Genomic DNA, 25409 nt, shown 5'->3' with positions numbered 1-25409 from the left:
CAGGGTTCTTCGGCTTGTTTAACCAGGAAGCCGATCTTCACTTCTTCGGCGGATGCGAGGCTGCTGAGGCTGCTTAAAGCAACGGCGGCGGCAAGGACGCGTAGGGCTTTTTTCATGAACGACACCTCTTGTTGTTGTTTTTGAGTCTTGGGGTTTAACCGGCAAAGCGATGGCACGGTTTGCCAGGGACATCGACTTCGATAGCCAGCACCGCACCATCCAGAGGGTGATCCAACGGGCTGGCGGCACTGGTGATGTACAGCGTGGTGAGGTTGGGCCCACCGAATACACAACTGGTGGGACGGCTGATGGGCAGTTCGATGATGCGATCCACCTCGCCATCAGGCGTCAGGCGCAGCAGGCAACTGCCGTCCCAACGGGCATTCCAGATGTAGCCTTCGGCATCCATCGCCGAGCCATCCGGCCCGCCGCGTGCGTGTGGACCGAACCACACCTGTGCCGGTTCGAGCTGACCGTCGGGCTGGATGACATGCCGATAGAGCGTGCCATCCATGCTGTCGCCAAAATGCACCTGGCTGCCGTCCTCACTCCACAGCAACGTGTTGGGAATGCCCAGGCCGCTCAGCAGAGGCGCGACCTGCCCATCGACATCAATGCGAAACAAACCACCTGAGCGCCGCGTAATCGGCAGGTCTTCGCCCTGCTCACCGATGTTGTTCTGCATGGTGCCCAGCCACAGCCGGCCTTGGGCATCGCAGCGCGCTTCATTGCCACGGTTGCCCGGTTGCGGGTCGGCCACGCACAGCAGGGTCAAGGCTTCGGTGACCAGGTCCAGGCGGTAGACACCGCTGCTCAAAGTCACCAACGCATCGCCGCTTTCACACGGGATAAAGGCCGAGACATGCTCGGGCAACTGCCAGATCTGCAATTGCCCGCCCATCAGGCGCAAGGCCTGTTTACCGGCGATATTGACCCAATACAGCGCCTGGGTGGGCGCGTCCCAGAATGGGCCTTCGCCCAATTGCGCACGGTGTGCAGTGACGGCCTTACACGACATGAAACCTCCGGATTCCTTACAGCGAATCGCGCGATGGCGTGCCATCGACCAAGCGCTGGATACGCAACGGGTTAGCGTTTTTCAACGCGTCGGGCAGCAGGCTATCAGGGTAGTTCTGGAAGCACACCGGGCGCAGGAAACGGTCGATGGCCAAGGTGCCGACCGACGTGCCACGGGCATCGGACGTGGCCGGGTACGGGCCGCCATGCACCATCGAGTCGCAGACTTCCACGCCGGTCGGGTAGCCGTTGAGCAGGATGCGCCCAACCTTCTGTTCCAGCAGCGGCGTGAGCTCGGCGAACTGTTGAAAATCCGCCGGCTCGCCAATGATCGTGGCCGTCAGTTGACCGTGCAGGCCGTGCAACGCCGCGCTGAGTTGGGCTTGATCAGCCACTTCGATAAACACCGTGGTGGGGCCGAAGACTTCTTCTTGCAGCACTTCATCACCATCGAGCAACAGGCGCACATCGGCCTTGAACAGCTGCGGTTGCGCCTGATTACCAGCCTGGGTGCTGCCGGCCAAATGCTGAATGCCAGGGTGTGACAGGAGTTTTTCCAGGCCCTTGCCATAGCTGCTCAAGGTACCGGCGTTGAGCATGGTTTGCGCCGGTTGTTCGCCGATCAATTGCGCCACCTGTTGGGTGAACGCGGTGAATTCCGGCGATGCAATACCGATCACCAGGCCGGGGTTGGTGCAGAACTGGCCGCAGCCTTGTACGACCGACGCGGTGAGGTCACGGGCGACGGTCTGGGCCCGCGCCTGCAAGGCCTGGGGCAAGACAATCACCGGGTTGATGCTCGACATTTCGGCAAACACCGGGATCGGTTGCGGGCGCGCCGCGGCCATATCGCAGAGGGCACGCCCGCCCTTGAGCGAGCCGGTAAAGCCCACCGCCTGGATCGCCGGGTGCTTGACCAGCGCCTCACCGACGCCACCGCCGAAGATCATGTTGAACACGCCAGCCGGCATCTCGGTGGCCTCGGCCGCGCGGATGATTGCATTGGCTACCTGTTCAGCCGTCGCCATGTGGCCGCTGTGGGCTTTGAACACCACCGGGCAACCGGCCGCCAGCGCGGCGGCGGTGTCGCCGCCTGCCGTGGAGAATGCCAGGGGGAAATTGCTCGCACCGAACACCGCCACCGGGCCGAGGCCGATGCGGTATTGACGCAGGTCCGGACGCGGCAGTGGTTGGCGATCCGGCAGGGCTTTGTCGATGCGGGCACCGTAGAAATCACCGCGACGCAACACCGTGGCAAACAGGCGCATCTGCCCGCTGGTACGCCCGCGCTCGCCCTTGATACGGGCGGCAGGCAATGCGGTTTCGCGGCAGACCAACTCAACGAAGTTATCGCTCAGCGCATCCAACTCATCGGCGATCGCATCCAGGAACTGCGCGCGACGTGCGGCGCTTAAGGCCCGGTACGCCGGATAAGCCTGCGCGGCGGCCTGGGCGGCGGCGTCGACTTCCTGCGGCGTGGCCTGGTAGAAATCCTGGGGCAAGGCTTCGCCGGTGGTGGCGTCGACGCTTTGCAGCTTCACACTGCCGTTGGCGCTGCGCTGGCCGCCGATAAAGTTGTGGCCGAGAAACTGGGTCATGTGGGTCTCCTTAAAGGGTGATGACATTGCCGGGTTCGAACGCTGCATCGACGCTGCCGACACTGTTGATCAACGGCGCGCCGAACTCAGCCTGGCTGATCTCGAACACATCCCCCGGTTGGGTACGTATACCGTCGGCGAATGACAAGGTGGCGGTGCCGAAGAAATGAATGTGCACATCGCCCGGCTTGAGGAATTGGCTGTATTTGAAGTGGTGGTATTCGAGGTTTTCCAGGCTGTGGCACATATTGGCCTCGCCACTGAGGAATTCGTTCCGCCAGATTTCCTCGCCGTTACGCAGGATGCGGCTGGTGCCGGCCAGGTGCTGGGGCAATTCGCCGACACGCAGTTCCGGGCCGTAGCTGCAACTGCGCAGCTTGGAATGGGCCAGGTACAGGTAGTTCTTGCGCTCCATCACATGGTCGGAAAACTCGTTGCCCACCGCGAAACCCAGGCGGTAGGGTTTACCGTCGTGGCCGATCACGTAGAGGCCGCCGATCTCCGGTTCTTCACCAGCATCTTCGGCAAACGGTGGCACCGGGAAGGCTTGGCCTGGGCGCACCACAATGCTGCCGTCGCCCTTGTAGAACCACTCCGGCTGCACGCCGGCCTCACCGGCGGCGGGCTTGCCGCCCTCCACGCCCCACTTGAAGATGCGCATGGTGTCGGTCAGGGCGCTGTCGTCACCGCCCTGGTGCATTTTGTCCCGCGCCGAGGCGCTGCCCAAGTGGGTCAGGCCGGTGCCGCTGATCAGCATGTGGGCCGGGTCCGGGTGATCCAGAGGCGGCAGGATTTTTTGTTCGGCCAGCAAGGCGGCGTAGTCGTGGCTGTCGCCCAGACCGAGGCTATCCACCTGCTGCTGCAACTTGACGCCCGCTTCGATGGCGGCCAAGGCCAGCTCACGCACGCTATGGGCGCTGCGCACTTCACGCAGCTGCTTGCCTTCCACTACGCCAACGCGGCGCTCGCCATTATTGAGTTCGAACTGCACTAAACGCATGAAGGTTCTCCTAGATTAAGTACGTGTGGCGCCACGGGCGATGGCGGCGAACTGGTCGACGGGCAGCACGTGCTTGCGCTCCAGCAGGCGATAAACCACGCCGGTCAGCACCAGCCCGAACACCATCACACCGGACAGGAAGTACAAGCCCGAGGCCAGGTTGCCGGTGTATTCCTTGAGCGCACCAATCACGAACGGGCCGATATAGCCGCCGAGGTTGCCCACGGAGTTGATCAAGGCAATGCCGGCCGCCGCACTGGCGCCGGCGAAGAAGCGGCCCGGCAAGGTCCAGAACACCGCCGTACAAGAGAACATCGCGAACGCTGCCAGGCACAGCGCGGCCATTTGCAGCACCGGCACACTCAGCCAGGCGCTGAAGAACAGGCCGATCGCACCCAGCACATAGAGCACGGCGAGGTGGCCATAACGGTCATTCAAGCGGTCGGAACTGCGCGGGATAATCAGCAAACCGATGATGCCGAAGATATACGGCACCGCCGATATGAAGCCGGTGGTGAGATCGCTGCCGCCGAACTGCTTGATCAACGTGGGCAGCCACAAGCCCAGGCCGTAGATGCTCAGGGTCACCGGCAGGTAGAACAGCGCCAGCAGCAACACGCGCTTGTCTTTGAGCGCATGCAATGGATTGCCGTGGCGGGTCTGACCGTAGGCTTGCAGGTCTTTGTTCAGTTCGTCGGTCAACCAGGTTTTTTCGGCGTCGGTCATCCACTTGACCTGCTTGGGACCATCCGGCAGATAACGCAGCACCGGCCAGGTCAGCAGGATCGCCGGGGTGCCGATCACGATAAACAGCCACTGCCAGCCGTGCAGGCCGAGGATGCCGTCCATACCCAGCAGGCCGCCGGACACGGGGCCAGTGATCATCATCGCGATGGGCTGCGAGAGGATAAACAGCCCAAGGATCTTGCCGCGATGGCGAACCGGGAACCATTGGGTGATGTAGTACAGCACGCCCGGGAAGAACCCGGCTTCGGCCGCACCGAGCAGAAAGCGCATCACATAGAAGCTGTGAGGCCCCTGCACGAACGCCATGCCGATGGTGATGGTGCCCCAGGTGATCATGATGCGGGCGAACCAGCGCCGCGCGCCGAAGCGGTCGAGCATCAGGTTGCTGGGAATCTCGAACAGGAAGTAGCCAATGAAGAACAACCCAGCACCCAGGCCATAAGCCGCATCACCGATGCCGACGTCGGCGCCCATGTGCAACTTGGCAAAGCCCACGGCGGAACGGTCCACGTAGGCGATCAGGTACAGCAAGATCAGGAAGGGAATCAGTTTCAGCGTGATGCGCCGGATTAGCCGCAATTCCTCGCTCATGGGGTCGATCTCCGATTGTTGTTCTTATAGGAATCGGGGATGCCTCTCGCAGAAAATCCGCCAGGGTCATACCTCAGTTAAGCCAGACTATATAGTAGGACTATTTGCAAAACAACTCTTCCAAAGCGAACATTTTGCGCTTATGTTTAGCCGAAGAGAGAACATATAGTCATACAATAAGAGAATCGATCATGTCTGATAAAAAGCCCGGCCTACGCTCTGCCCAGTGGTTTGGTACCGCCGACAAAAACGGCTTCATGTACCGCAGCTGGATGAAGAATCAGGGCATTGCCGACCATCAGTTCCATGGCAAGCCGATCATCGGTATCTGCAATACCTGGTCGGAGCTGACCCCGTGCAACGCCCATTTCCGCCAGATCGCCGAGCACGTCAAACGCGGTGTGATCGAGGCCGGTGGCTTCCCGGTGGAATTCCCGGTGTTCTCCAATGGCGAATCCAACCTGCGCCCCACTGCCATGCTGACGCGCAACCTGGCGAGCATGGACGTGGAGGAAGCCATTCGCGGCAACCCGATTGATGGTGTGGTGCTGCTGACCGGCTGCGACAAGACCACCCCGGCCCTGCTGATGGGCGCCGCCAGTTGCGACGTGCCGGCCATCGTGGTCACCGGCGGGCCGATGCTCAACGGCAAGCACAAGGGCCAGGACATCGGCTCGGGCACCGTGGTGTGGCAGCTCAGTGAACAGGTCAAGGCCGGCACCATTACCCTGGACGACTTCCTTGCGGCCGAAGGCGGCATGTCGCGCTCGGCGGGTACCTGCAACACCATGGGCACCGCGTCGACCATGGCGTGCATGGCCGAGGCACTGGGCACTTCCCTGCCCCACAACGCAGCGATTCCGGCGGTGGATGCGCGGCGCTATGTGCTGGCGCATATGTCGGGCATGCGCGCGGTGGAGATGGTGCGCGAAGACTTGAAGCTGTCGAAGATCCTCACCAAGGAGGCGTTTGAAAACGCTATTCGCGTGAACGCGGCCATCGGTGGTTCGACCAACGCGGTGATTCACCTCAAAGCCATCGCCGGGCGCATCGGCGTCGAGTTGGACCTGGACGACTGGACCCGCATGGGTCGTGGCATGCCGACCATCGTCGACTTGCAGCCGTCCGGGCGCTTTCTAATGGAAGAGTTCTACTACGCCGGCGGCCTGCCTGCCGTGTTGCGCCGCCTCGGCGAAGCCAACCTGATCCCGCACCCGAACGCCTTGACCGTGAACGGCAAGACCCTGGGCGAGAACACCAAGGACTCGCCGATCTACGGCCAGGACGAAGTGATCCGTACCCTGGATAACCCGATCCGCGCCGACGGCGGTATCTGCGTGCTGCGCGGCAACCTCGCCCCGCTCGGCGCAGTGCTCAAGCCGTCAGCCGCCAGCCCGGAGCTGATGCAGCATCGCGGTCGTGCGGTGGTGTTCGAGAATTTCGACATGTACAAGGCGCGCATCAACGATCCGGAGCTGGACGTGGACGCTAACTCGATCCTGGTCATGAAAAACTGCGGGCCCAAGGGTTACCCGGGCATGGCCGAGGTCGGCAACATGGGCTTGCCGGCCAAGCTGCTGGCCCAGGGCGTGACCGATATGGTGCGTATTTCCGATGCGCGCATGAGCGGCACGGCGTACGGCACGGTGGTGTTGCACGTCGCGCCGGAAGCAGCAGCCGGCGGGCCGTTAGCCACGGTGAAGGAAGGCGACTGGATCGAACTGGACTGCGCCAACGGCCGCTTGCACCTGGACATCCCCGATGCAGAGCTGGCGGCGCGCATGGCAGACCTGGCGCCACCGGAAAAACTCATCGTCGGCGGCTACCGCCAGCTGTACATCGACCATGTGTTGCAGGCAGACCAAGGCTGCGACTTTGACTTCCTGGTGGGCTGCCGGGGGGCGGAAGTCCCGCGTCATTCCCACTAATTGGGATGCTATGATGCCGCGTCTTTAAGCCAGAGCCTCCCCGTCGTTATGGATCACCAGCCGCCCAAGCCGCGCAAGAGCATGCATGCCCAGATCGTTCAGGACTTGGGCATGCACATCGTTTCCGGTCGCTTCAAGCCGGAAGAAAGACTGCCCATGGAGGCAACGCTCTGCGAGGAGTACAAGGTCAGCCGCTCGGTGCTGCGCGAGGCGACCCGGGTGCTCAGCGCCAAGGGCCTGGTGTATTCCAAACCACGGGTGGGCGCCGTGGTGCGGCCTCGCTTGAAGTGGCACCTGCTCGACCCGGATGTGTTGTCCTGGCTGATGCAATCCACGCCCCACAGCGAATTCTTCAATACCCTGGCCGGCGTGCGGCGCATCCTCGAACCGGAAATCGCCGCCATGGCCGCCACGACGGCGACCGATGACGACATCGCCACCATCGAAAAAGCCTACCAGGGCATGGAAACCGCGAAGACCCACGAAGACCTGTTGCAGGCCGACCTGGACTTCCACCGCGCCATCGCCGACGCCACGCGCAACGACTTGCTCGCCTATATGTGCAACATGCTGTCGTTGCCGTTGCGCGAGTCGATCAACATCACCAACCGTCGCCCGGACATCCAGGGCCTGAGCCTGCCCCGGCACAAGGCGATTCTCACCGCGATCCAGAACCGCGATGCGCTGGGTGCACGGCATGCCTCACTGGTGCAGTTGGATGACACGCGGGTGGCGTTGGATACGGTGATGAATGTGCTGACGCCGCTGTGAGGTAAACGCAATCAAATGTGGGAGGGGGCTTGCCCCCGATGGCGGTGGGTCAGCTGCAAATAAGCCAGCTGTTACACCGCTATCGGGGGCAAGCCCCCTCCCACATTGAAGCTGTGCAGGCCTTTACAGGGTGTAAGCGATACCGACCTGCACAGTGCGGGGTGCGCCTGGGTAGGCGTATATATTGCCGAACGCGCCCTCTTCATACTCGCGGTTGAACAGGTTCTTTACATCCAGGTTCAGTCGTACCTTGTCATTGACCTTGTAGTAGCTCAGCAGGTCCACAACGGTGTAGGCGTCCATCGAGAACGCCGTATTGGCGGTCTGGCCGGCACGCTGGTCGACATACTTGCCACCCGCGCCCAGGCCCAGGCCTTTGAGGGCGCCGTCCTGGAATTCGTAGACGTTAAGCAGGCTGAAGCTGTTGCGGGGGATGTTCAGCAGGCGCGTGCCGGAGCGAATGGTGTTGTCCTTGGTGACTTCGGCATCCACGTAGGCATAGCCGCCGATCACGCGCCACTCGGGGGTGATATTGCCCGCCACATTCAGGTCGAAACCACGGCTACGGACTTGGCCAGCGGCGACGCTGAAGGTTGAGTCGATAGGGTCGGTGGTGAGGACGTTTTTCTTCTCGATCTGGTAGATCGCCGCGTCGACGCTCAGTTGACGGTCCAAGGCTTCCCATTTGACGCCCATCTCATAGGACTTGCCCTTTTCCGGCTCAAACCCGCCACCTTGGCGAGCAGCGCCAGTGTTCGGCTTGAACGAACGTGCGGCGTCAGCGTAGACCGCGACGGTATCGGTAAGGTCGTAGATCACGCCCACACGTGGGGTGACCGCGTTATCAGCGGCTTGCCAAGGTTTAACCCCGGTCACGTAGCTTTCGTAGTCATGCTCAAAACGCTCAAAACGCGCACCGGCCAAGACTTTCAGGCGCTCGGTGAGGGCCACTTGGTCCTGCACAAAGGCTGCGTAGGTCTTGAGGTTTTCTTTATCGTGGGTCGGTGTTCGCGTCAGCGGTGGGCGTGCCTGGCCGTAGACGGGATCAAAGATATCGATCGGGTAAGTGCCCGCGGTGGCGCTGGAACGCTGGATGATCGACTTGTAGTCGTAATCCTCATACTCGATGCCGGTCAGCAGGGTGTGCTCGAAACCACCGGTGGTGAAATGCCCGGTGAGGTTGAGTTGGTAGTCCTTGTCGGTCCACTCCAGCTTGCGATAGTTGAAGTTGCGTTGCAGCGTGCGGCCATCGGCGCTCAGGCCGTTGGCTTCAATGGCGTTGCCCTGCAAGGTGCCGTCCAGCCACTGGAAACCGCCGCCCAGGGTCCAGTTTTCGTTGAGCAGGTGTTCGAAGCGCAACTGCGCCATGCTGTTGTCGTTGTGCAATTTGCCGACGTCTTTATCGCCCCAGAAGGTATCGCGCGACGCGTTGCCTTTTTGGGTGGGATAGCGCGTCAGGCCACGGTCCAGCGGATGGTTGTTACGCATGAAGTCGCCTTCGAAGATCACCTTGGTGTCGTCGGTGGCTTGCCAGGTGATGACAGGTGTCACGCCGTAGCGTTCGGTTTCCACATGGTCCCGGAAGGTGTCGCCGCCCTCGCCCACCACGTTCAGGCGATAAGCGAGGCGACCGTCTTCATCCAACGGGCCGGAGGCATCCAGGGTGCCGCGTTTCATGCCTTGATCATTCAACTGGCTGCCCAGGGTCACGGTACGCTCTGCCAGCGGCTGCTTGGACACCACGTTGAACGTGCCGCCTGGATCGCCACGGCCATACAGCATGGTTGCGGGACCGCGCAGTACTTCGAGGCGTTCGATGGTGTTGGCGTCCGGCATGTTCGGGTAGCCGCGGTTGATCGGGAAACCGTTGCGGTAGAACTCGCCAGTGGTAAAGCCGCGCACGGTGAAGGTGGTCAGGCCCTGGCCGCCGAAGTTGTTGGCGCGGCCGACGCCGCCGGCATAATCGAGGGCATCCTGCAGGCGGGTGGCGCCAATGTCTTCGACCACATCCTTGGACACCACGCTGATGGACTGCGGTGTTTCATGAATCGACGTGTCGGTGCGCGTCGCGCTGGCTGAGCGTGTGGCGTGGTAGCCCTTGACCGGCCCCTGAGCTGTTTCATAGTCCGCCGTGCCCGTCACAGTGGTCGCTTGCAACTCCAGACTGGTTTGCTCGGTGGGCGACACTTCTGCCCAGGTGAACGGGGAAAACGCCTGCAACACACAGATGGAAATCAGGGTACGACGCATGGATGTTGGACCTAGTGAATGAGCCAGATGGGACGGCAAACCTGCCAAGAATTCGCGGCGCATGGTATATCAACGCATTCTCGTTTGACATCCATTCTCATTCGTTATTTTTTGCGTATCCGCTTTGTATCAATTCTCAGATAAAAAAAAGCCACTCGATTGAGTGGCTCCATAAACCGCTTGGCTCGCCTCAGCGATAGCGTTCCAACCAATGCGCATACGGCGCTGGCAAGGTCCAGGAGGACTTATCCACGCCCAGCTCTTTGGCGGCAAAGTACGCCCAATGCGGGTCAGCCAGGTGCGCGCGGCCCACTGAGACCAGGTCCAGATGCCCCGCCTGCAACGCGCCTTCTGCCAATTGTGGCGTACCAAAACCCCACGCCGAGGTCACCGGGATACCGGCTTCGCGGCGCACGCGTTCGGCAATCGGGCCCATAAAGGCCGGGCCCCACGGGATGTTGGTGTCGGGGATGGTGAAACCGACGCTGACGCTCAGCAGGTCCAAGCCACCGGCTTTGAAATTACGCGCCAGTTCGATGGATTCGGTGAGGGTTTGCTCGTCACGACCGTCGTATTCGATCACACCGAAACGCGCGGTCAGCGGCAGGTTTTCCGGCCAGACTTCACGCACGGCGGCCAGGGTTTCCAGGAGGAAACGGCTGCGGTTGTCGAAGCTGCCACCGTAGGCATCGGTACGTTGGTTGGAATGCTCGGAGAAAAAGCTTTGGGCCAGGTAACCGTGGGCGAAGTGCAGTTCGATCCACTCGAAACCGGCGTCACGGGCACGACGGGCGGCGTCGACGAAATCCTGTTTAACGCGAGCGATGTCGTCCAGGGTCATGGCGCGCGGCACATTGGGCAGGTTGGCACCGAAGGCGATGGCCGACGGCGCAATGGTTTCCCAATGGCGTGCGTCGGAAGCCGGAATGTGGTCATCACCTTCCCATGGACGGTTGGCACTGGCTTTACGCCCGGCGTGGGCAATCTGAATGCCGGGCACTGAACCTGCGGCCTTGATCGCCTTGACCATCGGCACGAACGCCTGAGCATGTGCATCGCTCCAGATGCCGGCACAGCCCGGAGTGATGCGGCCTTCAGGCGCAACGGCAGTGGCCTCGACCACTAACAAACCGGCACCGCCACGGGCCATGCCGGCCAGGTGCACGTGGTGCCAGTCGTTGACGATGCCATCTTCGGCCATGTATTGGCACATTGGCGGGATGGCGATGCGATTGCGCAGGGTTACGTCTTTGAGTTTGAAGGGTTCGAACAGAGCGGACATGGGAACTCCAGCAGCGAGTGAGTGATTCGATAGTTCGATGGTAATCGAACTATGGTATTCGGCGATACCCCCCTGTTATCATCCGACCCATGCGAGCCTTCAAACACCCTACCCCTGAAGATCTGACCCTGGAGCGTCTGTTGTACGCCCTGAGCGACCCGGTGCGCCTGGAAATCGTGCGCTGCCTGGCCGGCGTGCCGGAAGCCACTTGCGGCGAACTGGACGGCGGGCGCCCCAAGTCCAGCATGTCCCACCACTTCCGCGTACTGCGCGATGCCGGCCTGGTGCACACCCGCAGCGTGGGCACGACCCATATGAATTCGTTGCGCGGCGATGTGCTTGAGGAACGGTTTCCAGGGTTGCTGCAGAGCATCCTGGCGCAAGCATAAACCCCGATCAGTCCAGCAGCGTGATCAGTTGCGACTCGATCGTCAGCGCCTGCACCTCCAGCACCGCCAACGTCACCGGCAACTTGAAGCGCCGCCGCCCTGCACTGCCGGGGTTCACATACAGCGTTGCGCCCCGCCATTCGATCACGGGCTTGTGCGAATGACCGGTGATCACCAGCCGTACATGCGTATCGAGTCGTGCGGGGACGTCGGCGATGTGATGCACTACCAACGTCCGCCATCCGTCCACATCCAGCATCAGATGGTCGGGCACCTGCCGTGCCCACGGCGCGTCCTGGTCATTGTTGCCGCGCACCACGTGCAGGGGTGCGATCTGCGCCAATTGCTGAAGAATTTCAGGGCTACCGATATCGCCGGCATGGATGATCTGTTCGCATCCCTGCAACGCCGCCACGGCTTCAGGTCGCAGCAGGCCGTGAGTATCGGAAATCACGCCAACTTTCATAGGGCCTCCGGGGTGGACGTCGACCCCCGAAACACCGGCGCGCCATCCAAATACACGCGGTCTTTACCGTTGCCCTTGGCAGCGTAGAGGTTGCGGTCGGCACGCTTGAGGACCGCCGACATTTCGGCCCCGGCCGTAAAGCGCGCCATGCCCGCACTGCAAGTGTAGTCATGGGGCGGCGCGACACTGCTGCGGATCGCTTGCAGCAGGCGCAGCGCGTAATCGGTGGCGAGACCAGGGTCATCGCCCACCAGCAGCACCCCGAATTCTTCGCCGCCAATCCTGCCGAAACTGTGGCTGCCTGGGGTGGATTTAAAGCACGCGGCCATGGCGCAGAGAATCCTGTCGCCGACGTCATGGCCGAACTGGTCATTCTTCAATTTGAAACTGTCGATATCCAGCATCATGAAGTAGCCGGTATCACCGGCCGCAATCAGTTTGGCGAAGCTCTCCATAAAGGCCCGCCGGTTCAGGATGGAGGTCAAATAATCGGTCTCGGCCAACTCCCGAAACTCACTCTCCACCAGTAACACGGAACGCAGGTTCTTCAGGTAGTAGACATTCAAGATAAATCCGATCGCCACCGACGCGGCGCAAAAGATGAACACGTAGGTGTCGACGCCTGCGTAAAGGCTCAGCTGGATCTGGGGCCACGTCAGTAACCACACCAATGCGGCGCAGAACAGAAAATCCTGAACCACGATAAACAGGATTGCGCTGCTCATTACCAAGGTCACGGCCAGCGGCAAGGCGAACACCTGCAGGTCGGGGCGGGTGTGAACCACATAGGCAAAACCCGCGGACAGCAGCACCATATAACCCACGCCCAGCGCCCGCCAGAGCACATACTGAGTCACCACCCGGTGAACCCCATACACCACGCACAGCCCCATCGTGACCAGCACGACCGGCCAGCCGAACATCCCCCCGCGATCAACCAGCAACACCGCCAACCAGGCGAAAATCCCGATCAATTCCGCCTGGGCAATTGCGGGCGACAACAGCCTTTGCATCCGTGGCCTGAGCTTCACATTAGCCGGCATCCCGTCACTCCCTATGCATGAGTGGCCGCTTTGGTATCGACATGACTCAGTTGAAGACTGTGCAGGCAGGTCGCAAACGAATACGCCATGAAGCGCCTTACCAACACGATAAAAGGTGGCAGGACTTCAAGCAATGTCTTGGAATGAATCTTGAAATAGCCCCGGTCAGCCCCCTCTTGCACCAAGCGAATAACATGGGTCTTGGACACCGAGAGTTGCTCAGCGATGGAAAGGTAGGACGAAGACCTGAAACTTGCCCCCTGGTTATCCAACGCACACGCATCGTTATAGATCGCCAGCATCAACATATGCCCGGCATCGCGCTTTACCAGCCAATAACAGTCGGGCATCAGCAGGTCGATGGTCACGTTATGGGAGAGAAGGACCGAAAACCCTTTGAAATAACGTGCCAGATAAGCGCGATCATCCAACCCGTTCATTGAGCCGCAAACCGCGGTTTCCGGGCACATCACGCCCAGCGGCTCGACCACGGACGTGAGCATCAGCCTGATCTCCTCGCAGGCTAGCGGTGACGGACTGAATACCCGCAGACGGCTGTCATCCGCATGCCTCGACACCGTCATGAACCCCAACGCCCTGAACAGCAGGAAGATCGACTCCAGGCTGTTTCTGGAACAGAACCCGCGCGCCGTACAAAACTCTTTCACCTCGGACAGTAAAGGCACCTGCTTGGAGAAATAGGTGCTCAATAACGTAAAGGACACCATCAAGCGACTGAACTTCAGTGCGGTCTTGTAGAAAAATGGTCTTTTTGAATAGGACTCCAGCAAGATCGAATAATGGGTACGAATACACGCTTCAAAATCCACATGGCGCTCAAACGCACGCGCCGACTGTTCCACCGCCAACTTCAACGAACCACTGCACATGAGAAAGAGCCCTGATCAAACAACTTGGATTCACTGATCTCAATTGCAGCACAGATAATGGCGTTTTGCCTTGAGCGCAATCTATCGTGATTAGCGCAGGGGACACCGTCGCTACCAAAATTGTTCCAAAAAGACCCCGGCGGCTTAACCGTTTCAGTCACCACAGCGAACCTTCCCCGCAAACCAGCGTCCGAGCTAAGGCACAGTTGCCTACCGCTCGCCACGAGGTTGTCGTTTGAAAGCCGCCATCATCAAAAAGTACCGCCTGATCATCAAGACCATGGGCTATGTGGGCTGGTCGCTGTTCTGGCTGTTGCTGTGGGACGTCGCCGTCACCGTGGACTTCATGCTGTTTCTCACCGCCAAGATCAACTTGCCGCTGATGCCCCTCACTCTGCTGGGCTCGGCACTGATTGTGCTCATCAGCTTTCGCAACAGCAGCGCCTACAACCGCTGGTGGGAGGCGCGCACGCTATGGGGCGCGATGGTCAACAATTCGCGCAGCTTTGCGCGCCAGGTGCTGACGCTACTGGACGACCCCGACGGTGAAGTGAACCCGGTCAAGTCCACCCTGCTGCGCCGCCATGTGGCCTACGTGAATTGCCTGGCCGCCCACCTCAAGGGCGAGCCATGCCCGGATGAAATCCGCGCGTTTATCCCCACTGAGGAATTCGCCCGCAACGGTGCCACCAATAACTTTGCCAACGATATCCTCACCGGCTCGGCGGCCATCCTGGCCCGGGAATACAAAGCCGGGCACCTGGACAGCATTCGCCTGGCTCGGCTGGAATCCACCCTGGTGGACTTGTCCAACGCCCAGGGCGGCATGGAGCGTATCGCCAACACCCCACTGCCCTACCCTTACGTGTATTTCCCGCGGTTGTTTATCTCGCTGTTCTGCCTGATCGTACCGGTGGGCCTTGTGGAGTCCCTGGGCTGGTTCACGCCGCTGGCCTCGACGGTGGTGGGCTTTATGCTGCTGGCCATCGAACGCATCGGCACCGATTTGCAAAGCCCGTTCCGCTCCAGCGAACACCAGATCCAGATGGAAGCCATCTGCGAAACCATCGAAAAAAACCTGCAATCGATGCGCCGCGACGCCCTGGCCGACGCCCAAATCGGCTGATCACGACTGCGGCCCTAAAGTGCGTGACTCCTCGGTCGATAAACCGGGGTACGCATGGGCTACACCTCTTCATAACAACACATGCGACGTTCTGCGCTACCCACTGCCTTGCCAAAACTATAAATACTCCGCAGGTGAAGTCATGAATATCAAGCAGAAGCTGACCTGGGCGTTCGCGGCTATCGCGTGCGTCCCCGTCATCCTGGTCGCCGTGTTGGTAGTGTTGAATCTGCGCGAGGGGGCCCTGGCCAACTTCCTCGACAGCAGCGGCCGCGAAATCCGCCAGATCGACAATGGCATGAAGCAGTTCTTCGACGGCATCAGCCAGAACGTCGAATTTGTGGCCAAGGACCCGCGCGTTGTCGCGGCCAAGGACCTCAAGAGCTACGCCGGCGCCGACGCCGCGCAAATTCCCCTTACACCCACCAACAAAGAACTGCTGGATATCTTCGACCAGTTCGCCAAGAGCCATCCGAGCACCGCTTACCTGTCCCTGGGCCTGAGCGACGGCGGTTACGCCAGTTGGCCGGACGACACCAAACTGAACAACTACGACCCACGCGTACGCCCTTGGTACCAAGCGGCCATCGCCGCGCCTGGCGCTACCGTGCGCACCGGCGCCTACTACTGGGCACCGGATGATGTGGTGCTGATCGGCACCGTGCACACCGTCGCCGACGCCAGCGGCAAAATCCTCGGCGTGGTCGGCCTGGACGTGTCGCTCAAGCAGCTCACCGAACTGGTGCGCAACATCAAGCTAGGCGACAGCGGCTACCTGATGCTGGTCGAAGCCAATGGCAACGTGCTGGTGGACCCCAGCGACGCCAAGCACAACTTCAAGCCGATGGCAGACCTCGGCCCCAACTACGCCGAACTGTCCAAGCGTGGCGACGGCGTGACCCAAATCGACATCGACGGCGTGGCTTATATGGCTAACGTGGTCAGTTCAAAAGACTTGGGCTGGCGCTTTATCGGGCTGATCAAGCGGGACGAAGTGATGGCGGGTGCGACCAGCCTCACCTGGCTGATCGCCGCGATCGCTGCCGCGTTGGCCTTAGTGTTCGCGATTGTCGGCGCCAGTTTTGCCAGCGTCATTGTCCGCCCGATCCGTGGCGTGGCCGACGGCCTGCAAGAAATCGCCGAAGGTGAAGGCGACCTGACCCGCCAGCTCAAGGTGCAAGGCAAGGATGAAACCGCCAGCCTCGCCGGCTGGTTCAACCAGTTCCTGAGCATGATCGCGCAGTTGGTGCAGCGCATCGGTAACGCGTCATCCGACCTGCAAACCGCCGCCGCCGACACCAGCGAAGTGGCCAATAACATGAACCAGGCCGCCGGCCGCCAGCGTGAAGCCGTGGAACTGGTCAGCACTGCGTTCAACGAAATGGTCGCCACCGCCAACGAAGTCGCACGCTCCTGCAGCGCCGCGGCCACCAGTGCCGACGAAGGCTATCGCGACGTGCACGCCGGTCAGCAGCACATCGGCGAAGCCACGGGCAGCGTGCTCAAGCTTAGCGAAGACCTGCAGAAATCGACTCAGACCATGCAGTTGCTGGAGCAGGACAGCCAGAACATCAACACCATCCTCGATACCATCCGTTCGATTGCCGAGCAAACCAACCTGCTGGCACTCAACGCGGCAATCGAAGCGGCCCGCGCCGGTGACCAAGGCCGAGGCTTCGCCGTGGTTGCAGACGAAGTCCGCGCCTTGGCGCGTCGCACCGCAGACTCCACCGGCGAAATCGACAGCCTGCTGGGCAACCTCGCCCGCCGCACCCAGGAAGTCACGCAGCAGATGCAAGGCAGCCTGCTGGTGTCCCACACCAGCGTGGAACGCATCCAGCAGGCTCGCGACAGCTTCGACAAGATCCTTGGCTCCGTGGACTCGATCCGCGACCAGAACACCCAGATCGCGACCGCCGCTGAGGAACAGCACCAAGTGGCGGAAGAGATCAACCGGCACATCGCGCAGATCCATGCCGACGCGCAGTTGGTGGAAGGTTTTGCCCATTCGGCACAGACCGGCTCAGGTCGTTTGACGGATATTTCCGGTCAGCTCAAAGGGTTGGTGGGACGCTTCAAGTTTTAGGCATTGTCAGACAGAGGGCGTATGCGGACACACACGTCAGCCGCATCGCCCTCAAGGAAGACGTCAACCCATGCATGGCCAGTGACTTGAGCCACGACGGTACCGGGATCGGGATGACGAGGGTCATCTGATCCGCTCCGATATGCTCGAAGAGTTCGAGCAAAGCTGCCTGTAAAGACGGTGGTCGAACGCTACGCCCCATCCACTCAACCGATGGGGCGTTTCGTTGAGGCTCAGAGTGCGCTCATCCTGATACGGCTATCGACACCCCTGAATACGCGCTCCCCGCACCGCTGCCCATCGAGAAAACCCTCCTATCCAACGCGGCATTTGACCGCACTGCATCATCGCAGCAACTGTAATAGTCTATTGCAGGACTCTAATGTACTAACCAGTTACTTATCTTGCTAAAATCGCGTCTTTGCCCTCTCACATTCGAGTCCTTTCGACATGAAACGAGCATCGCGCGCCACTGGCGTCTCTAGATTCTTACTCCTGGGCCTGGGCGTTATCATCGCCCTGCTCGGCATCGCGCTCGCCGTCGGCGGCGCCAAACTGGTTAGCCTGGGAGGTTCCTGGTACTTCCTGATCGGCGGCGTGGCCATGGCGATTGCCGGCCTGTTGATTGCCCGGCGTAACCCGGCGGGTGCGTGGTTGTTTGCCGCGTTCCTGGTGGGCACAGCCATTTGGGCCGTGGCGGATGTGGGCCTGGTGTTCTGGCCGCTGTTCTCGCGGCTATTCATGTTCGCCGCGATTGGCCTGGTGGTCGCGCTGGTGTACCCACTGCTGGTCGGCAAGCCTGCGCGCGGTGCCTATGGCGTTGCCGCCGTACTGGCGGTGGGCGTAGTGGTTGCGGCGGGCAATATGTTTGTCGCCCACCCAAGCGTCGCCCCGACCGGTGCCGGCCCAGGCGTCACGCCGGTGGCCCCGGCCGATGCGCAGAAAGATTGGGCGCACTACGGCAACACTGAAGGCGGCAGCCGCTTCGCCGCGCTGGACCAGATCAACCGCGACACCGTCAACAAGCTCAAAGTAGCCTGGACCTACCACACCGGCGACGTGGCGATCAGCGACGGCAACGGTGCCGAAGACCAACTGACCCCGCTGCAGATCGGCAACAAAGTGTTCATCTGCACCCCGCACAACAACCTGATCGCCCTCGACGCCGACACCGGCAAAGAACTGTGGAAGAACGAAGTCAACGCCAAATCGGCGGTCTGGCAGCGTTGCCGCGGCATGGCCTATTTCGACGCCACCGCGCCGATTGCCCAGCCGACCCAGCCCAATAGCTCGCCGATCATTGCCGCCAGCGTTCCAGCCGGTGCGCAGTGCCAGCGCCGTCTGCTGACCAACACCATTGATGCCCGCCTGATTGCGGTAGACGCCGACACCGGCAAATTCTGTGAAGACTTCGGCACCCACGGCCAGGTGGATTTGAAAGCCGGCCTGGGCAATGTCCCGGACAGCTACTACCAGCTCTCCTCGGCCCCGTTGATCGCTGGCACCACCGTAGTGGTCGGTGGTCGCGTGGCGGATAACGTGCAGACCGACATGCCAGGCGGCGTGATCCGTGGTTTTGACGTGATCAGCGGGCAAATGCGTTGGGCCTTCGACCCCGGCAACCCGGAAGACAAACAAGCCCCAACCGGCGACAGCACTTACGTGCGCAGCACGCCGAACAGCTGGGCGCCGATGTCCTACGACCCGCTGATGAACACGATTTTCCTGCCGATGGGCAGCTCATCCACCGACATCTACGGCGTGGAACGCACCCAGCTCAACCATAAATACGGCGCTTCGGTATTGGCGCTGGATGCCTCCACCGGTGCTGAAAAGTGGGTGTACCAGACCGTCCACAACGACCTGTGGGACTTCGACCTGCCAATGCAGCCAAGCCTGATCGACTTCACCCCGCCGGGCAGCGACAAAGCCGTGCCTGCGGTAGTGATCGGCACCAAGGCCGGCCAGATCTACGTGCTCGACCGCGCCACTGGCAAACCGCTGACTGACGTAAAAGAAGTGCCGGTCAAGGCCGCCAACATCCCCAATGAACCGTACTCGCCAACCCAGCCTAAATCGGTGGGCATGCCGCAGATCGGCGCGCAAACCCTGACTGAATCGGACATGTGGGGCGCCACCCCGTACGACCAGTTGCTGTGCCGCATCGACTTCAAAGGCATGCGCTACGACGGCCTGTACACCGCGCCGGGCACCGATAAATCCCTGAGCTTCCCGGGTTCCCTGGGCGGCATGAACTGGGGCAGCATTTCCACCGACCCGGTGCACGGTTTTATCTTCGTCAACGACATGCGCCTGGGCCTGTGGATCCAGATGGTGCCGTCGCAGAACAAAGCCCAGTCTTCGTCCGGTGGCGAAGCGCTGAACACCGGCATGGGCGCGGTCCCGCTCAAGGGCACGCCGTATGCCGTGAACAAAAACCGCTTCCTGTCGGTGGCCGGCATTCCGTGCCAGGCGCCGCCGTTCGGCACCCTGACCGCCATCGATATGAAGACCCAGAAAGTCGCGTGGCAGGTGCCGGTTGGCACCGTTGAAGACACCGGCCCGCTGGGCATCCGTATGCACCTGCCGATCAAGATCGGTCTGCCGACCCTCGGCGGCACGCTGTCGACCCAGGGCGGCCTGATCTTTATCGCCGGCACCCAGGATTTCTACCTGCGCGCCTTCAACAGCGGCAACGGTGACGAAGTGTGGAAAGCCCGCCTGCCGGTCGGCAGCCAAGGCGGCCCGATGACTTACGTATCGCCGAAAACCGGCAAGCAGTACGTAGTCGTCACCGCCGGCGGTGCACGCCAATCCACTGACCGTGGCGACTACGTGATCGCCTACGCCCTGCCATAACCCCCCCCCAAGCGCGGTGCCCCCCCGGCACCGCGCTTTCTGTCTGGAAGACCCGCATGACACCCACTTCTCATCTCTCTTTTGGGCGCCTGTTGCTCGGCCTGGCCCTGGGCGCCGCCCTGCCCGTCCAAGCCGATGACACCACCCTGACCGGCGACTGGGGCGGCCTGCGCCGTGAACTGGAAGACACCGGTGTGCGCTTCACCGGCGACTACAGCGGCGAAACCGCCTACAACGCCCACGGCGGTCAGCACCGCTCAGCGCGCTACTCGCAAAACCTCAAGCTCGGTGTGCAGTTCGACCTGGGCAAGCTCTACGGTTTCACCAACGGCGACCGCATCCAGGTCACCGTCAATGACCGTCGCGGCAACAGCGCGTCCGAGGACCTGGTGGGCAACCGTCTGCCGATCCAGGAAAACTACGGCGGTCTCTACACCCGCCTCACTGAGCTGAGCTACGAGCGCACGCTCTTCACCCCAGCACTCAACGTCAAGCTCGGCTACATGGCCATGGGCAATGACCTCGGCGGCCTGGACAGCGGCATCCTGTGCAACTTCATGAACGCCGGTTTCTGCGGGCATCCGCTGAACATGTCCGGCGGCAGCGGCTGGACCAACTACCCGAACGCGCGTCTGGGCGCACGGGTGAAATACGACCTCTCGCCGGCCTGGCAAGTGCGGGTGGCGGCGTTCAATGTCGACCCGGAAAGCAACGGCGACTCCAGCCGCGCCTGGAAGTTGAGCCCCAAGCACACCACCGGGACCGTGGTGCCGATTGAGCTGGTGTACAAGCACGCAGGTTCCCTGCCCGGGGAATACAAGGTGGGTTACTACTACGACAGCTCCGATGTGAAACGCATCGGCAGCACTGAAAAAGTCAGCGGTCGCGGCGGTCACTACCTGCTGATCGACCAGGCGGTGTGGGCCTCCGAATCGTCGGCCGGCCGTGTGCTGCACGCCTTCGGCCAATACTCCGCCGCCAGCGAAGCGGCCTCGCCGTTCAGCAAGTGGTATGGCGCAGGCGTAGTGCTCTACAAACCGTTCGAAGGCCGCCCGCGGGACACCCTGTCCCTGGGTTATGGCCGCGCCGTGCCAAACCCGCGCAGCCGCGACGTGCAGGAACTGGCAGCGTTCAACGCCGGGTCCAGCTACCCCAACCTCGACAACGCCGAACAACTGATCGAACTCAGTTACGGCTACCAGGCCACGCCATGGCTGAACCTGCGCCCGGATGTGCAATACATCATCGAGCCAGGCGCGTTTTCGGGTGACAACATCGACAATGCGCTGGTGCTGGGGTTGCAGGTCAAGGCAGTGTTCTAAGCGCCTGAACGCGGTCAAAAAATGTGGGAGGGGGCTTGCTCCCGATGGCGGTGTGTCAGTCAATGAATAGCTTGACTGACAAACCGCCATCGGGAGCAAGCCCCCTCCCACAGTGGGTTCAGCAGTGTATGTAAGGCCTTACTCAGGCACAGATAACGCAAACTCCGCGCCCCGCTGGTACTCCCGGGGCGTACAGCCAAACTCGCGACGAAACACGGTGTGCAGGTACTGCGCCGAGGTGAAGCCGCAGGACGACGCGATGTCGGCAATCGCCAGATCACGGTTTTCCAGGCCTCTGGCGGCAGCCGCGAGTTTGAAGCGCAGGATTTCGTCATGCACGCTGCAATTGCGCACCTTACGAAAGTGCGCTTCCAGGGATGAACGCGACACACCGACATACGCCGCCACTTGAGCAGTCTTGATGCCTTGGCAAGCGTATTGGCGGATAAACAGCAGCGCCTGCATCACGTACGGATTGCCCAAGGGTTGATGAAGGCTGGAGGCCTGGACGTTGATTGCGTCCGGCGGCACGAGGATTTGCGTACCGGTGCAAGGCTTGCCGTGCAACATCTGGTGCAACAGCGCAGCGGCAGTGCGGCCCATGGTTTCGGTGCCCTGGATCACCGAACTCAGCGGCACTCGCGTAAGGGTTCGGGTCAGCGGATCGTTGTCGATGCCGATCAGCGCCACTTGTTCCGGCACGGCGATGCCGGCTGTGAGGCAGGCTTGCAGCAATTGCCGGGCACGGGCATCGGTCACGGCAATAATGCCAATGGGCTTTGGCAAGCTGTGCAGCCAGGCGATCTGCTGCTCCACTGCGCTGTCCCACAACGGCGCGCTGGTGCCGAGGCCGCGATACACCTCCACCTGCAAGCCGTCGCGCAGCATCAGGCGGCGAAAGGCTTTTTCGCGCTCCTGGGCCCAGCGGTTGGCCTGCGCTTCGGGCAGGCTGAAGCAGGCAAAGCGCGTCAGCCCTGCCTCGATCAAATGCGCGTAGGCCAACTTCATCAATGCGTAATTATCGGTGGCCACATAGGGGATGCCCTTGGGGTACGCGCGGCCGTCTTCATAGGAGCCGCCCACCGCTACCACCGGCAACTGACTGTCGGCCAATGCCTCGCCAATCAGCGGGTCGTCGAAGTCGGCAATGATACCGTCGCCCTGAAAACGCTCGATGCCTTTGAGGCGGCATAGAAAGTCCTCTTCCAGGAACAAATCCCAGGACACACGCGTACTGCTCAGGTAATTACCGATGCCGGCGATGATGCCGCGGTCGTAGATTTTGCTGCCGTTGAACAGCAGCGCGATTCGGTGCACGGGCGGTAGGGTTTTCATTGTTTTTGTCCTGGGGCCTGTCGCGACAGACTAGCCCTCGCTGCACAAAATCGCACTACGCCTTGGTGATTTTCATAATCGCCAGCCCCATCGCCGTTGCTAGTATCCAGACACCGCCAAGAACAATAAGGAAAACGCCATGCCGTACTTCCCCGGTGTCGAGAAGGTTCGCTTCGAAGGCCCCAGCAGCGATTCCCCCCTCGCCTTTCGCCATTACGACGCCAACAAGTTGATCCTCGGCAAACCCATGCGCGAGCACCTGCGCATGGCTGCGTGTTACTGGCACACCTTCGTGTGGCCCGGTGCCGATATGTTTGGCATGGGCACCTTCAAGCGCCCGTGGCAGCGCAGTGGCGACCCGATGGAGGTGGCCATCGGCAAGGCGGAGGCGGCCTTTGAGTTTTTCTCCAAACTGGGCATCGACTACTACAGCTTTCACGACACCGACGTGGCGCCCGAAGGCAGCTCGCTCAAGGAGTACCGCGAGCACTTCGCACAGATGGTCGACCATCTGGAGCGTCACCAGGAACAAACCGGGATCAAACTGCTGTGGGGCACCGCGAACTGCTTCAGCAACCCGCGCTTTGCCGCCGGCGCTGCCAGTAACCCGGACCCTGAAGTGTTTGCTTACGCCGCCGCCCAGGTGTTCAGCGCGATGAACGCCACCCTGCGGCTCAAGGGCTCAAACTATGTGCTGTGGGGCGGCCGTGAAGGCTATGAAACCCTGCTCAACACCGACCTCAAGCGCGAGCGCGAACAGCTCGGGCGCTTTATGCGCATGGTGGTGGAACACAAGCACAAGATCGGCTTCAAGGGCGACCTGCTGATCGAGCCCAAGCCCCAGGAGCCGACCAAGCACCAGTACGACTACGACAGCGCCACGGTGTTCGGCTTCCTGCATGAGTACGGCCTGGAACACGAGATCAAGGTGAATATCGAGGCCAACCACGCCACCCTGGCCGGGCACAGCTTCCATCACGAGATCGCCACGGCCGTATCCCTCGGTATCTTCGGCAGCATCGACGCCAACCGTGGCGACCCGCAGAACGGCTGGGACACCGACCAATTCCCCAACAGCGTCGAGGAGATGACCCTCGCCACCTATGAAATCCTCAAGGCTGGCGGGTTCAAGAACGGCGGCTATAACTTTGATTCCAAGGTACGACGTCAGAGCCTGGACGAGGTGGATCTGTTCCACGGGCATGTCGAGGCCATGGACGTATTGGCGCTGGCCCTGGAGCGTGCGGCGGCCATGGTGCAAAACGACCGATTGCAGCAGTTCAAGGACCAGCGTTATGCCGGTTGGCAACAGCCGCTGGGCCAAGCCGTGCTGGCGGGTGAGTTCAGCCTGGAATCGCTGGCAGAACACGCGTTTGCCCATGAACTGAACCCGCAGGCGGTGAGCGGGCGACAGGAGATGCTCGAAGGTGTCGTGAACCGGTTTATCTACACCTGACCGATGCTGTGCGCAGTTGATTGTGGCTGCAGTGGTAGTGAGCGGGCTTGCCCCGCGCTGGGGCGCGAAGCGGCCCTAAAATCAGGCACCTCGGTGTGTCACGTAAAATTGCATCTTCTGGTTTGGGGTCGCTTCGCGCCCTAGCGCGGGGCAAGCCCACTCACCACAAAAAAGCCAGGCTACACACAACGCAAACAGCAACAGCAGTGTTCGGCTAGAGTCTTCCAACAACAATAAAAGGACGCACCAACATGAAGTCATTCAAACGTACCCTGCTCGCCACCGCCATGGCCCTGCTCGCACTGCCGGTGATGGCCGATTCCGCCCACCCGAAAATCGGTTTCTCCATCGACGACCTGCGCCTGGAACGCTGGTCCCGCGACCGCGATTACTTCGTCGCCGCTGCGGAAAAACTCGACGCGAAGGTCTTTGTGCAGTCCGCCGATGCCAACGAGCAGAAGCAGATTTCCCAGATCGAAAACCTGATTTCCCGGGGCGTCGATGTGATCGTTATCGTGCCGTTCAACGCCACGGTGCTGACCAACGCGGTGGCCGAAGCCAAGAAAGCCGGGATTAAGGTGGTGTCCTATGACCGCCTGATTCTCAATGCGGACATCGATGCCTACATCTCCTTTGATAACGAAAAGGTCGGCGAAATGCAGGCCAGCGGTGTGCTGCAAGCGGCGCCCAAGGGCAACTACTTCCTGCTCGGCGGCGCGCCTACCGACAACAACGCCAAGGTGCTGCGCGAAGGCCAGATGAAGGTGCTGCAACCGGCCATCGACAAGGGCGATATCAAGGTAGTCGGCCAGCAGTGGGTCAAGGAGTGGAACCCCACCGAAGCCCTGAGCATCGTCGAAAATGCCCTGACCCGGAACAACAACAAAATCGACGCCATCGTCGCCTCCAACGACGCCACCGCCGGCGGTGCGATCCAGGCCCTGGCCGCGCAGAAACTGGCGGGCAAGGTGCCGATCTCCGGGCAGGACGCCGACCTCGCCGCGATCAAACGCGTGATCGACGGCACCCAGACCATGACCGTGTACAAACCACTCAAGCTGATTGCCACCGAAGCCGCCAAGCTCTCGGTGCAACTGGCACGTAACGAGAAACCCACCTACAGCTCGCAGTACGATAACGGCAGCAAGAAAGTCGACACCATCCTGCTCACCCCGACTCCGCTGACCAAGGCCAATATCGATCTGTTGGAGAAGGACGGGTTCTATACCAAAGAGCAGATCGGCGGGCAGTGA

General features: G+C 61.2%; 18 protein-coding genes and 3 pseudogenes. 10 read left to right on the top strand and 11 right to left on the bottom strand.

From position 1 onward, the window contains the following. From CKW32_RS28700 to CKW32_RS27055, 5 genes and pseudogenes are all read right to left on the bottom strand, one after another. Positions 1 to 116, bottom strand: a pseudogene (locus tag CKW32_RS28700) (arabinose ABC transporter substrate-binding protein); the annotation flags it as partial. Between the two features lie 38 nt (positions 117 to 154). Then, positions 155 to 1018, bottom strand: coding sequence for an SMP-30/gluconolactonase/LRE family protein (locus CKW32_RS27070; protein ID WP_095186446.1), 864 nt, complete (start codon positions 1016 to 1018; stop codon positions 155 to 157). A gap of 16 nt (positions 1019 to 1034) precedes the next feature. Then, the gene (locus CKW32_RS27065) at positions 1035 to 2615 is read right to left on the bottom strand and encodes an aldehyde dehydrogenase (NADP(+)) (RefSeq protein ID WP_095186445.1); all 1581 of its coding nucleotides are present in this window, start codon (positions 2613 to 2615) and stop codon (positions 1035 to 1037) included. Positions 2616 to 2625: 10 nt separating this feature from the next. Next, a complete protein-coding gene (gene araD1, locus CKW32_RS27060) occupies positions 2626 to 3615 on the bottom strand; it encodes an AraD1 family protein (RefSeq protein ID WP_032885422.1) in 990 nt (329 codons plus the stop codon). A gap of 15 nt (positions 3616 to 3630) precedes the next feature. Next, the gene (locus CKW32_RS27055; RefSeq protein WP_095186444.1) at positions 3631 to 4953 is read right to left on the bottom strand and encodes an MFS transporter; all 1323 of its coding nucleotides are present in this window, start codon (positions 4951 to 4953) and stop codon (positions 3631 to 3633) included. Between the two features lie 191 nt (positions 4954 to 5144). On the opposite strand from CKW32_RS27055, the gene CKW32_RS27050 reads away from it, so the two are divergent. Continuing rightward, positions 5145 to 6881, top strand: a complete 1737-nt coding sequence (locus tag CKW32_RS27050; RefSeq protein ID WP_095186443.1) for an IlvD/Edd family dehydratase — start codon at positions 5145 to 5147, stop codon at positions 6879 to 6881. Between the two features lie 48 nt (positions 6882 to 6929). Beyond that, positions 6930 to 7652, top strand: coding sequence for a FadR/GntR family transcriptional regulator (locus tag CKW32_RS27045; protein ID WP_032885425.1), 723 nt, complete (start codon positions 6930 to 6932; stop codon positions 7650 to 7652). Positions 7653 to 7775: 123 nt separating this feature from the next. Here CKW32_RS27045 and CKW32_RS27040 read toward each other — a convergent pair whose 3' ends face one another. Together CKW32_RS27040 and CKW32_RS27035 are read right to left on the bottom strand one after the other, a co-directional pair. After that, on the bottom strand, positions 7776 to 9902 hold the full coding sequence (locus CKW32_RS27040; RefSeq protein WP_095186442.1) for a TonB-dependent siderophore receptor: 2127 nt from the start codon (positions 9900 to 9902) through the stop codon (positions 7776 to 7778). 190 nt (positions 9903 to 10092) lie between these two features. Then, entirely contained in the window at positions 10093 to 11184 is a 1092-nt protein-coding gene (locus tag CKW32_RS27035; RefSeq protein ID WP_095186441.1) for an NADH:flavin oxidoreductase/NADH oxidase, read from the bottom strand. 89 nt (positions 11185 to 11273) lie between these two features. Here CKW32_RS27035 and CKW32_RS27030 point away from each other — a divergent pair, with 89 nt between their 5' ends. Continuing rightward, positions 11274 to 11573, top strand: a complete 300-nt coding sequence (locus CKW32_RS27030) for a helix-turn-helix transcriptional regulator (protein ID WP_032885428.1) — start codon at positions 11274 to 11276, stop codon at positions 11571 to 11573. A 7-nt stretch (positions 11574 to 11580) separates the two neighbouring features. Here CKW32_RS27030 and CKW32_RS27025 read toward each other — a convergent pair whose 3' ends face one another. The 3 genes from CKW32_RS27025 to CKW32_RS27015 are packed head-to-tail and all read right to left on the bottom strand — an operon-like array spanning position 11581 to position 13945. Next, positions 11581 to 12039, bottom strand: a complete 459-nt coding sequence (locus CKW32_RS27025) for a metallophosphoesterase family protein (protein WP_095186440.1) — start codon at positions 12037 to 12039, stop codon at positions 11581 to 11583. Beyond that, positions 12036 to 13082 (bottom strand): GGDEF domain-containing protein, encoded by a 1047-nt coding sequence (locus tag CKW32_RS27020; RefSeq protein ID WP_095186439.1) that lies wholly within the window; start codon positions 13080 to 13082, stop codon positions 12036 to 12038. The genes CKW32_RS27025 and CKW32_RS27020 overlap by 4 nt, the downstream gene beginning before the upstream one ends. Positions 13083 to 13093: 11 nt before the next feature. Further along, positions 13094 to 13945: a hypothetical protein gene (locus tag CKW32_RS27015; RefSeq protein ID WP_233897064.1), complete on the bottom strand. Its 852-nt coding sequence runs from the start codon at positions 13943 to 13945 to the stop codon at positions 13094 to 13096. Between the two features lie 262 nt (positions 13946 to 14207). Here CKW32_RS27015 and CKW32_RS27010 point away from each other — a divergent pair, with 262 nt between their 5' ends. The 5 genes and pseudogenes from CKW32_RS27010 to CKW32_RS26995 all read left to right on the top strand — a co-directional run bounded on the left by CKW32_RS27010 (position 14208) and on the right by CKW32_RS26995 (position 21365). Then, a complete protein-coding gene (locus CKW32_RS27010) occupies positions 14208 to 15098 on the top strand; it encodes a bestrophin family protein (protein ID WP_095186438.1) in 891 nt (296 codons plus the stop codon). Positions 15099 to 15240: 142 nt separating this feature from the next. Continuing rightward, positions 15241 to 16320: pseudogene (locus CKW32_RS28970) on the top strand (cache domain-containing protein); the annotation flags it as partial. A 327-nt stretch (positions 16321 to 16647) separates the two neighbouring features. Next, positions 16648 to 17184: pseudogene (locus tag CKW32_RS28965) on the top strand (methyl-accepting chemotaxis protein); the annotation flags it as partial. A gap of 450 nt (positions 17185 to 17634) precedes the next feature. Further along, positions 17635 to 20043 carry a glucose/quinate/shikimate family membrane-bound PQQ-dependent dehydrogenase gene (locus CKW32_RS27000; RefSeq protein WP_095186436.1) on the top strand — a complete coding sequence of 803 codons (2409 nt, stop codon included), beginning with the start codon at positions 17635 to 17637 and terminating at the stop codon, positions 20041 to 20043. A gap of 56 nt (positions 20044 to 20099) precedes the next feature. Then, positions 20100 to 21365 carry a carbohydrate porin gene (locus tag CKW32_RS26995; RefSeq protein ID WP_032885436.1) on the top strand — a complete coding sequence of 422 codons (1266 nt, stop codon included), beginning with the start codon at positions 20100 to 20102 and terminating at the stop codon, positions 21363 to 21365. Positions 21366 to 21503: 138 nt separating this feature from the next. Here CKW32_RS26995 and CKW32_RS26990 read toward each other — a convergent pair whose 3' ends face one another. Beyond that, on the bottom strand, positions 21504 to 22700 hold the full coding sequence (locus CKW32_RS26990) for a XylR family transcriptional regulator (protein WP_032885437.1): 1197 nt from the start codon (positions 22698 to 22700) through the stop codon (positions 21504 to 21506). A gap of 139 nt (positions 22701 to 22839) precedes the next feature. Here CKW32_RS26990 and xylA point away from each other — a divergent pair, with 139 nt between their 5' ends. Together xylA and xylF are read left to right on the top strand one after the other, a co-directional pair. Continuing rightward, complete coding sequence (gene xylA / locus CKW32_RS26985; RefSeq protein ID WP_095186435.1) at positions 22840 to 24156, top strand: xylose isomerase; 1317 nt, start codon at positions 22840 to 22842, stop codon at positions 24154 to 24156. A gap of 251 nt (positions 24157 to 24407) precedes the next feature. Continuing rightward, positions 24408 to 25409: a D-xylose ABC transporter substrate-binding protein gene (xylF, locus tag CKW32_RS26980; protein ID WP_032885440.1), complete on the top strand. Its 1002-nt coding sequence runs from the start codon at positions 24408 to 24410 to the stop codon at positions 25407 to 25409.

This window comes from Pseudomonas sp. Irchel 3H9, from assembly GCF_900187495.1.
GTDB classification, from domain to species: Bacteria; Pseudomonadota; Gammaproteobacteria; order Pseudomonadales; family Pseudomonadaceae; genus Aquipseudomonas; species Aquipseudomonas sivasensis.
The sequence above is the reverse complement of the archived record's forward strand: the minus strand, read 5'-3'. Positions and strand labels throughout refer to the sequence as shown.

Coding starts and splice junctions, on each gene's coding strand:
- CKW32_RS27070 (WP_095186446.1), bottom strand. CDS start 1,018: ATGTCGTGTAAGGCCGTCACTGCACACCGTGCGCAATTGGGCGAAGGC.
- CKW32_RS27065 (WP_095186445.1), bottom strand. CDS start 2,615: ATGACCCAGTTTCTCGGCCACAACTTTATCGGCGGCCAGCGCAGCGCC.
- araD1 (WP_032885422.1), bottom strand. CDS start 3,615: ATGCGTTTAGTGCAGTTCGAACTCAATAATGGCGAGCGCCGCGTTGGC.
- CKW32_RS27055 (WP_095186444.1), bottom strand. CDS start 4,953: ATGAGCGAGGAATTGCGGCTAATCCGGCGCATCACGCTGAAACTGATT.
- CKW32_RS27050 (WP_095186443.1), top strand. CDS start 5,145: ATGTCTGATAAAAAGCCCGGCCTACGCTCTGCCCAGTGGTTTGGTACC.
- CKW32_RS27045 (WP_032885425.1), top strand. CDS start 6,930: ATGGATCACCAGCCGCCCAAGCCGCGCAAGAGCATGCATGCCCAGATC.
- CKW32_RS27040 (WP_095186442.1), bottom strand. CDS start 9,902: ATGCGTCGTACCCTGATTTCCATCTGTGTGTTGCAGGCGTTTTCCCCG.
- CKW32_RS27035 (WP_095186441.1), bottom strand. CDS start 11,184: ATGTCCGCTCTGTTCGAACCCTTCAAACTCAAAGACGTAACCCTGCGC.
- CKW32_RS27030 (WP_032885428.1), top strand. CDS start 11,274: ATGCGAGCCTTCAAACACCCTACCCCTGAAGATCTGACCCTGGAGCGT.
- CKW32_RS27025 (WP_095186440.1), bottom strand. CDS start 12,039: ATGAAAGTTGGCGTGATTTCCGATACTCACGGCCTGCTGCGACCTGAA.
- CKW32_RS27020 (WP_095186439.1), bottom strand. CDS start 13,082: ATGCCGGCTAATGTGAAGCTCAGGCCACGGATGCAAAGGCTGTTGTCG.
- CKW32_RS27000 (WP_095186436.1), top strand. CDS start 17,635: ATGAAACGAGCATCGCGCGCCACTGGCGTCTCTAGATTCTTACTCCTG.
- CKW32_RS26995 (WP_032885436.1), top strand. CDS start 20,100: ATGACACCCACTTCTCATCTCTCTTTTGGGCGCCTGTTGCTCGGCCTG.
- CKW32_RS26990 (WP_032885437.1), bottom strand. CDS start 22,700: ATGAAAACCCTACCGCCCGTGCACCGAATCGCGCTGCTGTTCAACGGC.
- xylA (WP_095186435.1), top strand. CDS start 22,840: ATGCCGTACTTCCCCGGTGTCGAGAAGGTTCGCTTCGAAGGCCCCAGC.
- xylF (WP_032885440.1), top strand. CDS start 24,408: ATGAAGTCATTCAAACGTACCCTGCTCGCCACCGCCATGGCCCTGCTC.